General features: G+C 64.7%; 10 protein-coding genes. 6 read left to right on the top strand and 4 right to left on the bottom strand.

Annotated features, from left to right (window positions below):
- Positions 1 to 9: 9 nt before the first annotated feature.
- Both ribBA and FLQ03_RS08900 read right to left on the bottom strand, forming a co-directional pair.
- Positions 10 to 1,125, bottom strand: a complete 1,116-nt coding sequence (gene ribBA / locus FLQ03_RS08905; protein ID WP_144373572.1) for a bifunctional 3,4-dihydroxy-2-butanone-4-phosphate synthase/GTP cyclohydrolase II — start codon at positions 1,123 to 1,125, stop codon at positions 10 to 12.
- Positions 1,126 to 1,232: 107 nt separating this feature from the next.
- Positions 1,233 to 1,844 carry a riboflavin synthase subunit alpha gene (locus FLQ03_RS08900; protein WP_144373571.1) on the bottom strand — a complete coding sequence of 204 codons (612 nt, stop codon included), beginning with the start codon at positions 1,842 to 1,844 and terminating at the stop codon, positions 1,233 to 1,235.
- 167 nt (positions 1,845 to 2,011) lie between these two features.
- Here FLQ03_RS08900 and FLQ03_RS08895 point away from each other — a divergent pair, with 167 nt between their 5' ends.
- Genes FLQ03_RS08895 through FLQ03_RS08885 form a run of 3 tightly spaced genes read left to right on the top strand, consistent with a single transcriptional unit; the run spans position 2,012 to position 5,151 of the window.
- Complete coding sequence (locus FLQ03_RS08895; RefSeq protein ID WP_144373570.1) at positions 2,012 to 3,622, top strand: peptide chain release factor 3; 1,611 nt, start codon at positions 2,012 to 2,014, stop codon at positions 3,620 to 3,622.
- Positions 3,623 to 3,639: 17 nt separating this feature from the next.
- Positions 3,640 to 4,497 carry a mechanosensitive ion channel domain-containing protein gene (locus FLQ03_RS08890; RefSeq protein ID WP_240802238.1) on the top strand — a complete coding sequence of 286 codons (858 nt, stop codon included), beginning with the start codon at positions 3,640 to 3,642 and terminating at the stop codon, positions 4,495 to 4,497.
- Positions 4,498 to 4,500: 3 nt separating this feature from the next.
- The gene (locus FLQ03_RS08885) at positions 4,501 to 5,151 is read left to right on the top strand and encodes a TetR/AcrR family transcriptional regulator (RefSeq protein ID WP_144373568.1); all 651 of its coding nucleotides are present in this window, start codon (positions 4,501 to 4,503) and stop codon (positions 5,149 to 5,151) included.
- Positions 5,152 to 5,270: 119 nt separating this feature from the next.
- On the opposite strand, the gene FLQ03_RS08880 is transcribed toward FLQ03_RS08885, so the two are convergent.
- On the bottom strand, positions 5,271 to 6,254 hold the full coding sequence (locus FLQ03_RS08880) for a LacI family DNA-binding transcriptional regulator (protein ID WP_240802237.1): 984 nt from the start codon (positions 6,252 to 6,254) through the stop codon (positions 5,271 to 5,273).
- Positions 6,255 to 6,414: 160 nt separating this feature from the next.
- On the opposite strand from FLQ03_RS08880, the gene ptsP reads away from it, so the two are divergent.
- The 3 genes from ptsP to FLQ03_RS08865 all read left to right on the top strand — a co-directional run bounded on the left by ptsP (position 6,415) and on the right by FLQ03_RS08865 (position 11,700).
- Positions 6,415 to 8,916 carry a phosphoenolpyruvate--protein phosphotransferase gene (gene ptsP, locus FLQ03_RS08875; protein WP_144373566.1) on the top strand — a complete coding sequence of 834 codons (2,502 nt, stop codon included), beginning with the start codon at positions 6,415 to 6,417 and terminating at the stop codon, positions 8,914 to 8,916.
- Positions 8,913 to 9,884 carry a 1-phosphofructokinase gene (pfkB, locus tag FLQ03_RS08870; protein ID WP_144373565.1) on the top strand — a complete coding sequence of 324 codons (972 nt, stop codon included), beginning with the start codon at positions 8,913 to 8,915 and terminating at the stop codon, positions 9,882 to 9,884. The genes ptsP and pfkB overlap by 4 nt, the downstream gene beginning before the upstream one ends.
- Positions 9,885 to 9,978: 94 nt before the next feature.
- On the top strand, positions 9,979 to 11,700 hold the full coding sequence (locus FLQ03_RS08865) for a fructose-specific PTS transporter subunit EIIC (RefSeq protein ID WP_144373564.1): 1,722 nt from the start codon (positions 9,979 to 9,981) through the stop codon (positions 11,698 to 11,700).
- Positions 11,701 to 12,224: 524 nt separating this feature from the next.
- Here the strand turns inward: FLQ03_RS08865 and FLQ03_RS08860 are convergent.
- Entirely contained in the window at positions 12,225 to 14,246 is a 2,022-nt protein-coding gene (locus FLQ03_RS08860; RefSeq protein WP_144373563.1) for a M3 family metallopeptidase, read from the bottom strand.
- Positions 14,247 to 14,538 lie beyond the last annotated feature (292 nt).

The following is a 14,538-nucleotide window of genomic DNA, read 5'->3' as shown; positions in this document are numbered from 1 at the left end:
GGCGACATTTTAATCCAAATCGACGTGCACGTGTTCAGGTTGCACGAAGCCGGTCACTTCCAGACCGAAGCCGGTCATCGACGGCAGATTCACCGGCGACGCCATCAGCTTCATCTTGCCCACGCCCAGCGCGCGCAGCATCTGGGCGCCAATACCGAAGGTCTTGCTGTCCCAGCGCTGGCGCGGGCCTTTTTCGGCCTGCTCCGGCAGCGCACGGCTGAGCAGGTCTTCGCCGGATTCCGGGCGATGCAGCAGGATCACCACGCCGCAACCGCGCTCGCTGATTTCTTCCAGCGCATGCGGGATGGTCCAGCTGTGCTTGCCGGACAGCGGGTCCAGCAGGTCCATCACCGACAGCGGCTCGTGCACGCGCACCAGTGTTTCCTTGTCAGCACGCGGTTGGCCGCACACCAGCGCCAGGTGCGTGGCGCGGGTCAGTACGTCCTGGAACACGTGCAGCTGGAAGGTGCCGAACGGGGTGTCGGCCAGACGCTGACCCACCTGCTCGACAAAGCACTCGGTGCGGCTGCGGTAGTGGATGAGGTCGGCAATGGTGCCTACCTTCAGGTTGTGCTCCTTGGCGAACTCCAGCAGCTCCGGCAGACGCGCCATGGTGCCGTCGTCGTTCATGATCTCGCAGATCACCGACGCCGGCTCCAGCCCGGCCAGGCGCGACAGGTCGCAGCCGGCTTCGGTATGGCCGGCACGCACCAGCACGCCGCCCTTTTGCGCTTTCAGCGGGAACACATGGCCCGGCTGCACAATGTCGGTGGGGCGGGCGTCGCGCGCCACCGCCACCAGCGTGGTATGAGCGCGGTCGGCAGCGGAGATGCCAGTGGTAACGCCTTCTGCCGCCTCGATGGACACGGTGAAGTTGGTACCGAAGCTGGTGCCATTATTGGTGGCCATCATCGGCAGGTTCAGCTGTTTGCAGCGCTCTTCGGTCAGCGTCAGGCAGATCAGGCCGCGACCGTGCTTGGCCATGAAGTTGATGGCTTCCGGCGTGACGTGCTCGGCGGCCATCACCAGGTCGCCTTCGTTTTCGCGGTCTTCCGCGTCCATCAACACCACCATCTTGCCGGCCTTGATGTCGGCAATGATTTCCTGGATCGGGGCAATGCTCATTGTGTCGTCCTTCCCGCACGCCTGCGGCGCGCCTGGCTGCTATGGAGCATGGCGCCGCGCGCCATGCAGGAGTAATTCATTTATAGATGGGGCTACCCGGCCGGCAATCAAGCGCCGCGTGCGGCCAATACACGCTCCACGGTATCGACGATGGCCTGGGTTTGCGGATCGATCTCGATATTCACCACGTCGCCCACCTGGCGTACGCCCAGCAGCGTGCGCTGCAGCGTTTCGGGGATCAGGTTGACGCAGAAGCCGTCGTCACGCACGTCGCCGATGGTGAGACTGCAACCGTCCACGCCGATATAGCCCTTTTTCAGCACGTACTTCATCAGCTCGCGCGGCAGCGTGAACCACAGCGTGCGGTTGTCGGGGCTGGTCAGCACCTCGCTCACTGCCGCGGTGCAGATGATGTGGCCCGACATGCTATGGCCGCCGATGTCGTCGCCAAAGCGGGCGGCGCGCTCCACGTTCACCGCGTCGCCGGCCTGCAGGCTGCCCAGATTGGTCAGGCGCAGCGTTTCGGCGATCAGGTCGAAGCTCACCACGTCGCCGTCGATGGCGGTCACGGTCAGGCAGCAGCCGTTGTGCGCCACCGAGGCACCGATCTGCAGCCCGGGCAGTAGCGCCGCCGGCAGGCGTACCTTGTGGGTACGGAACTGGTTTTTCTCTTCCACCGCCACCACGGTGGCCATGCCTTGCACGATACCGGTAAACATTCTGCGGGCTCCGCTTACATCCGAAAGCCCGATTGTACCGTGTTGCACTGCAAATACGAGGCGATACGCGGCAAAAGGTTGGCCGCAAGGGCAGACGCGGCTTCTATGGCGCGCCCTTAATGCAGTACAATCGCCTGTTTTTCCGAATCTTTACCAGACGAGCATCCATGTCCGCCGAACTGACCCGCATTGCCGAAGAAGTTGCCAAGCGCCGCACCTTCGCCATCATTTCCCACCCTGACGCCGGTAAGACCACCCTCACCGAAAAACTGCTGCTGTTTTCGGGTGCCATCCAGATGGCCGGCACGGTAAAGGGCAAGAAAGGCGGCAAGTTCGCCACCTCCGACTGGATGGAAATCGAGAAGCAGCGCGGCATCTCGGTAGCGTCGTCGGTGATGCAGTTCGACTACCGCGAGCACACCGTCAACCTGCTGGACACCCCGGGTCACCAGGACTTCTCGGAAGATACCTACCGCGTGCTCACCGCCGTGGACAGCGCACTGATGGTGATCGACGCCGCCAAGGGCGTGGAAGAGCAGACCATCAAGCTGCTGAACGTGTGCCGCCTGCGCGATACGCCGATCGTTACCTTCATGAACAAGTACGACCGTGAAGTGCGCGACAGCCTGGAGCTGCTGGACGAAGTGGAAAGCATCCTGAAGATCCGCTGCGCGCCGATTACCTGGCCGATCGGCATGGGCAAGACCTTCCGCGGCGTGTACAGCCTGCTGAACGACGAAGTCATCCTGTTTGAAGCCGGCAGCGAGAAGCTGGTGAGCGACATCGAAGTGATCAAGGGCATCGACAACCCGCGCCTGGACGAACTGTTCCCGCTGGAAATGGAACAGCTGCGCATGGAGATCGAACTGGTCAAGGGCGCGTCCAATGAATGGAACCTGGAAGAATTCCTGGCCGGCGAGCTGACCCCGGTGTTCTTCGGCTCCGCCATCAACAACTTCGGCGTACGCGAGATTCTGGACGCACTGATCAACTGGGCGCCGGCACCGCAACTGCGCGATGCCACCAGCCGTGACGTGGCGCCGGAAGAAGGCAAGTTCTCCGGCTTCGTGTTCAAGATCCAGGCCAATATGGACCCGAAACACCGCGACCGCATCGCCTTCCTGCGCGTGTGCTCCGGCCGTTTCGAGCGCGGCATGAAAATGAAGCACCTGCGCCTGAACCGTGACATCGCCGCCTCGTCGGTGGTGACCTTCATGTCGCACGACCGCGAAATCGTGGAAGAAGCGTTTGCCGGCGACATCATCGGCATCCCGAACCACGGCAATATCCAGATTGGCGACAGCTTCTCCGAAGGCGAAGACCTCACCTTTACCGGCATTCCGTTCTTTGCGCCGGAACTATTCCGCAGCGTGCGCATCAAGAACCCGCTGAAGCTGAAGCAGCTGCAAAAAGGCCTGCAACAGCTGGGCGAAGAAGGCGCGGTACAGGTGTTCAAGCCGCACAGCGGCGGCGACCTGATCCTGGGTGCCGTGGGCGTGCTGCAGTTTGAAGTGGTGGCCAGCCGCCTGGCGGCCGAATACGGCGTGGACGCAGTGTTCGAGTCGTGCAGCATCTGGTCGGCACGCTGGTTCAGCTGCGACGACCGCAAGAAACTGGACGAATTTACCAACGCGCTGGTGATGAACATCGCCACCGACGCTGGCGGCAACCTGGCCTATCTGGCGCCCAACCGCGTCAACCTGGCACTGACGCAGGAACGCTGGCCGGACATCGTGTTCCACGAAACCCGTGAACACGCGGTGAAACTGAACGACTGATGACAGGAAGCCTCCCCATGCCCGCCTGGCTTGCCCCCATCTTGCAAAGCTACGGTGCCGACTTGTTGCGCTCGGCCGTGCTGGTGCTGGTGCTGTTGCTGGTGCACGCCAGCATTGCCCGTACCATTGCGGCCAACCCGCAGGTGCCGGTAGATACGCGCAGGCGCTGGGCGATCAATGTGCGCAATACGATGATCATCATCGGGCTGGCAGGCTTCGTCATCATCTGGGCGCGCGAGCTGCAAACCATCGCACTGTCGATGGTGGCGTTCGCCGCCGCGCTGGTGGTGGCCACCAAGGAGCTGCTGATGTGCCTGGGCGGCGGCCTGGTGCGCTCCATCACCAACAGCTACGAGCTGGGCGACATCATCGAGATCGGCGGCATGCGCGGCCGGGTGCAGGACATCACCATGCTGGGCACCACGCTAATCGAAATCGGCCCGCGCCACGACTCGCACCAGCTTACCGGCAAGGCCGTCACCTTCCCCAACAGCCTGTTGCTGACCCAGTCGGTAGTACGCGAAAACTTCACCGGCGATTTCGTGATGCACATCGTCAACGTGCCGCTGCCGTACAGCGTGCGGCCAGCGCGTGCCGAACGCCTGCTGCAGGAGATTGCCGCCGAGGTATGCGCGCCGTGGCTGGACGACGCCCGCCGCCACATGGCCATGCTAGAACACAAATTGCTGATGGATACGCCCTCGGTAGAACCGCGCATTGCGCTGCAACCCACCAGCGAAAAAGAATACCGTTTGATTGTGCGCATCGCCCTGCCCCCGCGCGAGCGCCAGCGCGCCGAGCAGGCCATCCTGCGCCGCTTCCTGTTTGCCTGCTTCCCCGAAGACAGCCAACACCCCCAAGCCGACACCGACTGAATCATGCCCAAGACCCGGATCAAGACCTACGACCGCATCGTTCAGGAAAGCCTGAAGCTGTTCAACGAGCACGGCGAACGCACTATCACCACCAACCACATCGCCGCGCACCTGGGCATCAGCCCGGGCAACCTGTACTACCACTTCCGCAACAAGGAAGAGATCGTCTACCAGATCTTCCTCAGCTACCGCCGCTTCATCAGCGAACGGCTGGCGGTGCCGGCCGACGGCACCATGAAGGTGGACGACCTGGTGAACTACCTGGAAACCGCCTTTGACGCGATGTGGCAGTTCCGCTTCATGTTTTACGACCTGCCGGGGCTGATGGCGCGCAACCCGCAGATGCAAACCGACTACCACCAGTTCGTCAACGGCGAGCTGCAAGGCATTCTGGAAGGCCACTTCCGCGAATTCATCCGCCTGGGCCTGCTGAAGATGGACCTCGACGACATCGGCCCGGTATCGGTCAACATCTGGCTGGTGGTGAAGTTCTGGTTTGCCTTCGAGCAGACCGCCCGCCCCACATCGCCGATCAACGAGGCATCCAGCCACCGCGGCGTGCGCCAGGTACTGGCGCTGCTAAAGCCCTACGTGCAGGCAGACTTCCTGCCCGCCTTCCAGCAGCTGCTGGCACGGCACCATACCGCAGACTGACGCAACGCGGCCAACGTTGGCCGCAACACAAAACAACACCCCCGCCAGCCCATGCCGTGCGGGGGTGTTGCTTTACAGGGGCCGTATGCCCCCGTTCCAGGAGATACAGGCCTTGCGCGTCAACAGGCCGGCGCGCTACTGCCACGCGCCAGCAGCTTGCCTTGCAGCACCACGATGCGCGGGCTGCGCTCGGCGTCGTCCAGCCGCTCCAGCAGCATGGCCATCGCCGCGCGGCCGATGTCGCCTACCGGCTGTTCGATGACGGTGAGGCCGTCGCCCAGCAGCTCGGTCCAAACATCATTGTCAAAACCGGCCAGCGCCACGTCTTGCGGCCAGTGCAGGCCGGCCGACTTCAGCGCCCGCACCGCGCCCAGCATCAGCACGCCGTTACTGACCACCAGCGCCCGCGGCCGCTGCGGCGCGGCCAACATCGCCAGCACCGCCTGCTCGGCCGCTTCCACACTGGGCGCCACAAACTGCGCCGGCGCCGGCAGGCCGGCCTGCTGCATGGCCTCGGCAAAACCGGCGTGGCGCTCCATGCCGGTGCTGCTGGTATTGCCGAACACGCCGGCGATATCGCGGTAGCCCTGCGCCAGCAGGTGCTCCACCAGCGTGGCGGCGGCGCGGCGGTTGTCCAGCACCACCGCGTCGGTGGTGACGTCACGGCCGGCGCGGTCGATCATCACCACCGGAAAGCCCAGCGCCGCCGGGTCCAGGCTGGCCACCGTCTGCCGCGTCGGCGCAAAGATCACGCCGGTAACGCGCTCTTCCTGCATCAGGCGCAGGTACATCGCCTCTTTGTCGGGGTTTTCGTCGGTATTGCACAGGATCACCCGCATGCCGTTGCGGTAGGCCTCGTCCTCCACCGCACGGCTGACGGCGGTAAAAAACGGGTTGCGGATGTCCGACACGATCAGGCCGATGGTGTCGGTGTGTTGCGAGCGCAGGCGCCGTGCCGCCAGGTTGGGGCGGTAGTCCAGCTGCCGCATCGCTTCTTCCACGCGCTTGCGTACCTTGTCGCTGACCGGGCCGTTACACAGCACCCGCGAAACGGTGGACGGAGACACCCCCGCCGCTTCTGCCACATCCTTGATCTTTGCCACTTGCATGCTCCGGAATCGATTTCATGCGACCAACCTTGGGCTGGCGCAATGTTGTGGTGAAATGGTACCACCAAAGCTGACACAAATATTGACACAAAAATTGGGATCGATTTCAATTGCGCCACACGGCAACACACAAATAATCCGGAGACAGCACCCCATGTCCACTCAGATCATCCGCGCAGACCTGGTTCAGCTTGGCGCCCAGGCGCAGGAAAAAACCAGTGCAATCAAGGCTGCAGGCCAATTGCTGGCCAAAGCTGGCCGTATCGACCCGGCCTATATCGACAGCCTGCTGCGCCGCGAAACCGTTGCCAACACTTTCCTCGGCCACGGCGTTGCCATTCCGCACGGCATGATCGAAGACCGCCACCTGATCCGCGAAACCGGCATTGCCATCCTGCAAGTGCCGGAAGGCGTGGAATGGAACCCCGGCCAGCGCGTGCACCTGGTGATTGCCATTGCCGCCCAGTCCGACGAACACATCGCCCTGCTGCGCCGCCTCACCCGTCTGCTGCAGGACGAAAGCCGCCTGGCACAGCTGTTTGCCACCACCAACCCGCACGACCTGATCGCCGCGCTGGACGACAGCGCCGCCGCGCCTGCCGCCCCCGCCGCGCCGGCCACCGACCTGGCCCATAGCGCCAGTTGGCAGCTGAACTACCCCAACGGCCTGCACGCCCGCCCGGCACGCGCCTGGAGCGAGCAAGCACGCCGCTTTGCCGCCACCGTACAGGTACGCAACGGCAATGAAGTCGCCGACGCCAAGAACATGATCAGCCTGCTGCAGCTGGGCGCCGAGCACGGCCACACGCTGCAGCTGTCCACCGACGGCCCGGACGCCGACGCCGCGCTGCAGGCGATGCTAACTATCGCCAACCAGCTCACCGCGCAAGAAGTGGCCGACGCCCAGGCCGCGGCCAAAGCCGCCGCCAAGGCCAACCGCCAACACTGGCAGCCGTCCGGCAAGCTGCTGGCGCTGCGCGGCATCACTGCTAGCCCCGGCCTGGTGATTGGCCAGGCACGCGTGCTGAAAGCGCAACAGATTGTGGTGCCGGACGTACCCGCCACGCTGGGCTACGACGGCGACCTGCTGGAAACCGCCCTCACCGCCACCCGCAGCGAACTGCAGGGGCTGGCCGACGACACCACCCGCCGCCTGGGCAAGACCGAAGGTGGCATCTTCCTGGCGCAGGCCGAGCTGCTGTCCGACACCGACCTCATCACCCTCACCTGCCAGCTGATGGTAGAAGGCCACGGCGTGGCCTGGGCCTGGCACGAAGCGGTACAGCGCCTGGCCGACCGCCTGGCCGCGCTGGGCAACCCGCTGCTGGCCGCCCGCGCCGCCGACCTGCGCGACGTTGGCCGCCGCGTGCTGGCCAAGCTGGCGCCGGACCTGGCGCTGGACGCCGACAAAGACGCACAGCGCGACAACGAAGTGCTGATCGCCACCGACCTGGCACCGTCCGACACCGCCACGCTAAACCCGAAACAAACGCTGGCGCTGGTCACCGCCCAAGGCGGCCCCTCCTCGCACACCGCCATCCTGGCCCGCACGCTGGACCTGCCGGCCGTGGTCGCCGCCGGCAGCGCGGTGATGGACATTCAGGACGGCACCACGCTGATCGTCGACGGCGACAGCGGCACCGTGTACCTGAACGCCGGTGATGACGACCTGGACAGCGCCCGCCAGTGGCAACAGGCCCAGCGCGACAAGCTGCTGCAAGCCACCCGTGAAGCGCAGCAGCCGGCCCGTACCCGTGACGGCCAGCAGGTGGAAGTGGCGGCCAACGTCAACCGCCCGGAACAAGTAGCCGCCGCGCTGCAAGCCGGCGCCGAAGGCGTGGGCCTGATGCGCACCGAGTTCCTGTTCCTGGAGCGCGACAGCGCACCGGACGAAGAAGAGCAATACCAGACCTACCGCGCCATGCTGGCCGCGCTGGAAGGCCGCCCGCTGGTGATCCGCACGCTGGATATCGGCGGCGACAAACAAGTGCCCTACCTGAACCTGCCGCACGAAGAAAACCCCTTCCTCGGCGTACGCGGCGTTCGCCTGCTGCTGCGTCGCCCTGACCTGATGCTGCCGCAACTGCGCGCGCTGTACCGCGCCGCCGCCCACGGCCCGCTGTCCATCATGTTCCCGATGGTGAGCACGCTGGCCGAAGTGAAACTGCTGCGCGCCCAGTGCGAGCAGGTACGCGCCGAGCTGAACGCGCCGGTGGTGCCGCTGGGCATCATGGTGGAAGTGCCGGCCGCCGCCACCATGGCCGACCGCCTGGCCGAACACGTGGACTTCTTCTCGGTCGGCACCAACGACCTCACCCAGTACGTGCTGGCCATCGACCGTCAGCACCCGGAGCTGGCTGCCGAGGCCGACAGCCTGCACCCGGCGGTACTGCGCCTGATCGCGCAAACCGTGGCCGGCGCCCGTGCCCACGGCCGCTGGGTAGGCGTGTGCGGCGGCATGGCCGGCGACCCGCTGGGCGCTGCCATCCTCACCGGCTTGGGCGTGTCCGAGCTGTCGATGAGCCCGCGCGACATTCCGGCTGCCAAAGCCAGCATCCGCGCCGCCGACCTGGCCGCACTGCAAGCGCTGGCCCAGGCCGCGCTGGGTTGCGACAGCGCCGCTGAAGTGCGCGCGCTGCAGGGAGCCCAGGCATGAGCCAGCCCGTCATCACCCTGACGCTGAACCCGGCGCTGGACCAGACCGTCACCGTGCCGCTGCTGCGCACCGGCGCCGTTAACCTGGCCAGCGAGGTACACGTCAACGCCGGCGGCAAGGGCGTCAACGTGGCCAGCTGCCTGGCCGACTGGGGCGTGCCGGTGGTGGCCAGCGGCCTGCTGGGCCGCGACAACACCACGCCGTTTGAAGACCTGTTTGCCGACAAGGGCATCCGCGACGCCTTCATCCGCGTTGGCGGCAGCACCCGCACCAATATCAAGCTGGTGGACGCCGCCACGCTGGACACCACCGACATCAACCTGCCGGGCATCCAGCCCTCTACCGGCGCGCTGGCCAAGCTGCAGCTGCTGCTGGACGAGCAAGTAGACGACGGCAGCCTGGTGGTGCTGGCCGGCAGCCTGCCCGCCGGCGTGGACGACGGCTGCTGGGCGCAATACGCCCGCCAGCTGCGCCAGCTGGGCGCCCGCGTGGTGCTGGACACCAGCGGCCCGGCGCTGCAACAGGCGCTGGCGCTGCCGCCAGACGCGCTGCCGTGGCTGATCAAGCCCAACCAGCACGAGCTGGAACAGTACCTGGGCCAGCCGCTGCCGGACGTGGCCGCCACCGTGGCCGCTGCCCGCCAGTTGCAACAGCGCGGCATCGCCGTGGTGGTGGTGTCGCTGGGCAGCGCCGGCGCGCTGCTGTGCTGCGAGCACGGCTGCTGGCAAGCCCTGCCGCTGCAACTGGACAACCTGAAAAGTACCGTTGGCGCCGGCGATGCGCTGGTAGCCGGCCTGGTGGCCGCGCTGCACGCCACCGCCCCCGGCCAGACGCCGGCATGGCCGGAAGTGCTGCGCCTGGGCATGGCCTTTGCCGCCGCCAAGCTGGCGCATATCGGCCCGCACCTGCCGGACACCGGCGAAGTGCGCCGCCTGGAGCGCCGCATCACCGTCAACGCCCTGGATTGAATCACGGTAACACCCCGGCCCCGCCAGGGCGCCGGGCATAACAGCACGCACGACCAGACCAGTCCGCCAAAGCGGCACACTGAGGAGAGTAAACATGTCGAACATCATGGCCATCATTGCCTGCCCGCAGCGGGTAGCGCAGGGTCAGCTGGCAGCCGAAGCGCTACGCAAGGCCGCCCAGCAGGCCGGACATCAGATCAGCATCGAACTGCGCCACGCGCAGGGCGTGCAAGGCCGTCTGGACGAGGCACAGCTGGCAGCGGCCGACGCCGTCATCGTCATTGCCGAAGGCGACGCCGAAACCGGCCGCCTCAACGGCCGTGCCAGCCATGCGGCCAACCTGGACGCCGTACTGGCCAACGCCGCCGGCGTGATCAGCGCCGCCCTCGGCGCCGCCCAGGCTGCCGCGCCCGCTGCCGCTGGCAAACTGCGCATCGTCGGCATTACCTCTTGCCCCACCGGCATTGCCCACACCTTCATGGCCGCCGAAGGCCTGAGCCAGGCCGCCACCACGCTGGGCCACGAGATCAAGGTGGAAACCCAGGGCTCGGTCGGCTCGCAAAACACCCTGACCGCCGCGGATATCGCCGCCGCCGACCTGGTGATCATCGCCGCCGACACCCAGGTGAACCTGGACCGCTTTACCGGCAAACGCCTGTACAGCAGCGGCACCAAGGCCGCCATCAACGACGGCATTGCACTGGTAAAACGCGCGCAAGCTGAAGCCCGCCCGCACCAGGCTACCAGCGCGGATGCACAGGAAAGCGAAGCGGCCCCGGCCAGCGGCGCCAAGAGCGGCGAGCACAGTGCCGCCTACAAACACCTGATGACCGGCGTGTCCTTCATGCTGCCGTTCGTGGTAACCGGCGGCCTGCTGATTGCGCTGGGCTTTGCGCTGGGCGGCATTTACGTTTACGAAGACGCCTTCAAGGGCACGCTGGGCTGGACGCTGTTCAATATCGGCGCCAAGGCCTCGTTTGCGCTGATGGTACCCATCCTGTCCGGCTACATCGCCTACTCCATCGCCGATCGCCCCGGCATTGCCCCCGGCATGGCCGGCGGCATGATCGCCGGCTCCATCGGCTCCGGCTTTCTGGGTGGCATCGTGGCGGGCTTCATTGCCGGTTACGCGGTGAAGTACCTGAACGAGAAAATCCAGCTGGGTCGCAACTTTGACGGCCTGAAGCCGGTGCTGATCCTGCCGCTGCTGGGTACCACCATCGTCGGCCTGCTGATGTACTACGTGCTGGGCCAGCCGGTGGCCGCCGCACTGGGCGCGGTAACCGACTGGCTGAAAGGCCTGCAGGGCTCCAGCGCGCTGGCACTGGGCATGATCCTGGGCGGCATGATGGCCTTTGATATGGGCGGCCCGATCAACAAGGCCGCCTACACCTTCGCCACCGGCCTGCTGGCCAGCCAGGTGTACGCACCGATGGCCGCCGTAATGGCCGCCGGCATGACACCGCCGCTGGGCATTGCGCTGGCCGCGCTGCTGTTCAAGAACCGCTTCAGTGCCGACGAACGCGAAGGCGCCAAGGCGGCAGGCGTACTGGGCATCTCCTTCATTACCGAAGGCGCCATCCCGTTTGCCGCCAAAGACCCGCTGCGCGTGATTCCGGCACTGGTGGCCGGCTCGGCGCTGGCCGGTGCCATCTCGATGGCCGCCGGTTGCGAACTGCGCGTGCCGCACGGTGGCGTGTTCGTGCTGCCCATCCCCAACGCCGTGACCAACCTGGGCATGTACCTGGTGGCGCTGGCGGCCGGCACCGCACTGACCGCCGTGGCACTGGGCCTGTTCAAGAAACCGGCCAAGTAAGCCCTAGCCCTTTTCTCTCCCTGGCATCACCAGGATTTTGCGACCAGCCCCTGGACCGGGCTGGTCTTTTTTTTGCGGCCAACCCTGGCTGCCGGCAATAAAAAAACCGCCAGGGAGGGCAATGCCATTCAACTAGGCGAATGTGCTTGGTTTTCACGTAGCAGGACGTGAGTGAAGCGCCCCATCCCGTTGGCGCGAGCCGGTCAAAATGGTGCGCCCCAGGTTTTAAGACGCCGATTTGTTTGAGCTCCGAGCCGTTAGCGAGGAGCGAGTTCGGCGGCGCCTGGGGCGTGCCATTTTGAACGGGGTTTCGAGCAGCCCCGGGTTGCGGGGGAATGAAAAGGGGGCGGCAATCCGCCCCCTTTTCCCGTTTGCCGGGCGGAACCGGCATGTAAGCATGGGTCCGCATCGCGGACACGAAAGCACTCTCCAACACCACAAACTTTTAGCGATAGAAAATACCAGTCAGCGTTAACTGACTGGCATTACCACCAATGCAGGCTGGTTTTTTCGTACAGCCGATATTACTGGCGGGTGCCGGTAATCTGGGCAAAGAAGGCGTCGCTATTGGGCGCCCGGCCGAGGAACTGGGTTACCAGTGTCATCGGGTTCACCTCGCCACCCTTCTCCAGAATCAGACTGCGGTACTTGGCGCCCACTTTCGGGTCCATGAAGTTATTGCCGTAGGCCGACTGCATGTCCAGCGCCATCACTTCCGACCACATATAGCCGTAGTAGCCGGCTGCATAGCCGCCTGCCAGGTGGCCGAAGCCGGCCGGGAACAGCGTGGCAGGCACGTAACCCAGCGGGGTGGCGCCTTCCAGCGCTTGCCACGAGGCCAGCGGTGCCTGGTAGTCCTTGCCTACCAGCGACATATCGTAGCTGGCGTACAAGCGCTGGCGGGCGTACTGGATGCCGGCGCCGTAGTTGTTGGCCGCCTTGATCTTGGCGATCAGCGCGGCATCTACCGGTTTGCAGCTGGCGCAGGCTTCGGTGAGCAGGCGCGTCACTTCCGGGCGGCGCGTCCACTCTTCGAACATCTGCGACGGCGCTTCCACAAAGTCGCGCTTCACATTGGTACCGGCGTGGAAGCTGTAACGGGTTTTGGACAACACGCCGTGCAGCACGTGGCCGAACTCGTGGAACAGTGTTTCCAGCTCGTCAGAGCTGAGGCCGCCCTTGTCGAAGTTGGTCACCAGCACGCTGACCGGCTTGGCACCCAGCTGAGTGCTGACACCGCGCACCCCCCAGGCGGCGGCGTGGCCGTACTTGTCGTCACGCGGGAACAGGTCCATGTAGAAGCTGCCGATGTAGGTCTTGCCGTCGGCCTCGTACACATCGTAAGCCTTCACTTCCGGGTGCCATACCGGCAGTTTGGCGTTGGCCTTGAACGTGAGGCCGTACAGGCGGCTGGACACCAGCAGCAGCCAGTCTACCGAACCCTGGGTGGGGAACTGTTTGCGCACTTCAGCCTGGTCCAGCGCGTAGTTCTGCTTCTTCACCTTGGTCTGGTAGTAGGTGACGTCCCAGCGTTCCAGCTTGGCTGCCGGGTTGGCCGTATCGCTGCGCTTCAGTGTGGTCAGGTCGGCAATTTCCTTTTTCTCCAGCTCTTCCACCTTGCTGCCCACACTGGCCAGGAAGTCATCCACGGCTTTGGGGGTGCCGGCCATGCGGTCTTCCAGCGTCCAGGCAGCAAAGCTTTCCTTGCCCAGCAGCTGTGCTTGCTGGCGACGCTTCTTGGACAACTCGTCCAGGATGGTGATGTTGCGGTTGCCGCCACGCTGCATGAAAGCCACATAGAACTTGCGCCGCGCTTCTTCATTGCTGGCATAGCCCATGATGTTGTCGCGGTTGGGGTAGTTCAGCTTGAACTGGTAGTTGCCGGCGCCGTCTTTCGGGATGCTGGCCAGGAATGCGGCGTCGATACCGGCCACTTCCGCCGGGCTGAGGGTAACGATGTTTTTGCCGTCGTTGGCCACATTGGCGTTGAACTCGTTGGCCAGCGTGGTCATGTCGTCCGACAGCTGCTTGAATTGCGCGCGCTTGGCGGCGTCCAGGCTGATGCCCGAGCTTTCGAAGCCTTTCAGGATGTCGCGCTTGGCCAGCGTATCCAGCTCGTCGGCCGGCACCACGGCATTCATGCGCTGATACAGCGCCTCGTCCTGGTACATATTGGTGTACTGGCTGGACACTTTTTCGGTACACGCCAAGGCGGCGTCACGCAGGCCCTGGCTGGTATCGGTATTGGCCTGCAGGTCTGCCGTACCGGTGGTGCTATCCAGCAACTGGTTCACTTCGTTCCAGCGTGCCAGCAAACCGGCCTTGCCGGCATTGGCTAGCGGAATGGCCCGGATGGCGGCCAACTGGTTGGCCGCATTCTTCAATGCCTGGTCGCAGCTGTCCTGCACCGCCTTGGCGGTGGTACCCAGCAAAAAGCCCCCCTGCAGATTGGGCTGTTCGTCCTTGCTGCTGCCGTGCGTCAGACAGCCGGTCAGCACCAGGGCCAACGGCACGGTCAGTACTGCACTCTTGATGATGTTATGCACAATGTTCTCCTCGCAATCACCGTTGCGATTATGTTGGTTATTGCCGCGTCATGACGGCAAGGCCAGCATAAACAAAGTCATCATCGGCATTTAACTGTCACAAAGCACTGCATAAATGCCATTGGCAGCACAATAAAACCCCACTACCATTTCATGCCCACGGCAAACCGGAATGCATTCATCGCCATGGCACGGCAACAACACTCACCGAACTGGCAAGCAACTGATACAGATTAAATCTGCCGCCCTGCCCGCGCCGTACACTGCCACAGCGAATAGCCGACACCGGCCG

Origin of the sequence: Vogesella urethralis (assembly GCF_007644045.2) — a bacterium.
Classification (GTDB): Bacteria; Pseudomonadota; Gammaproteobacteria; order Burkholderiales; family Chromobacteriaceae; genus Vogesella; species Vogesella urethralis.
Note: the sequence above shows the minus strand (reverse complement) of the source record. Positions and strands in the feature narration are given on the sequence as shown.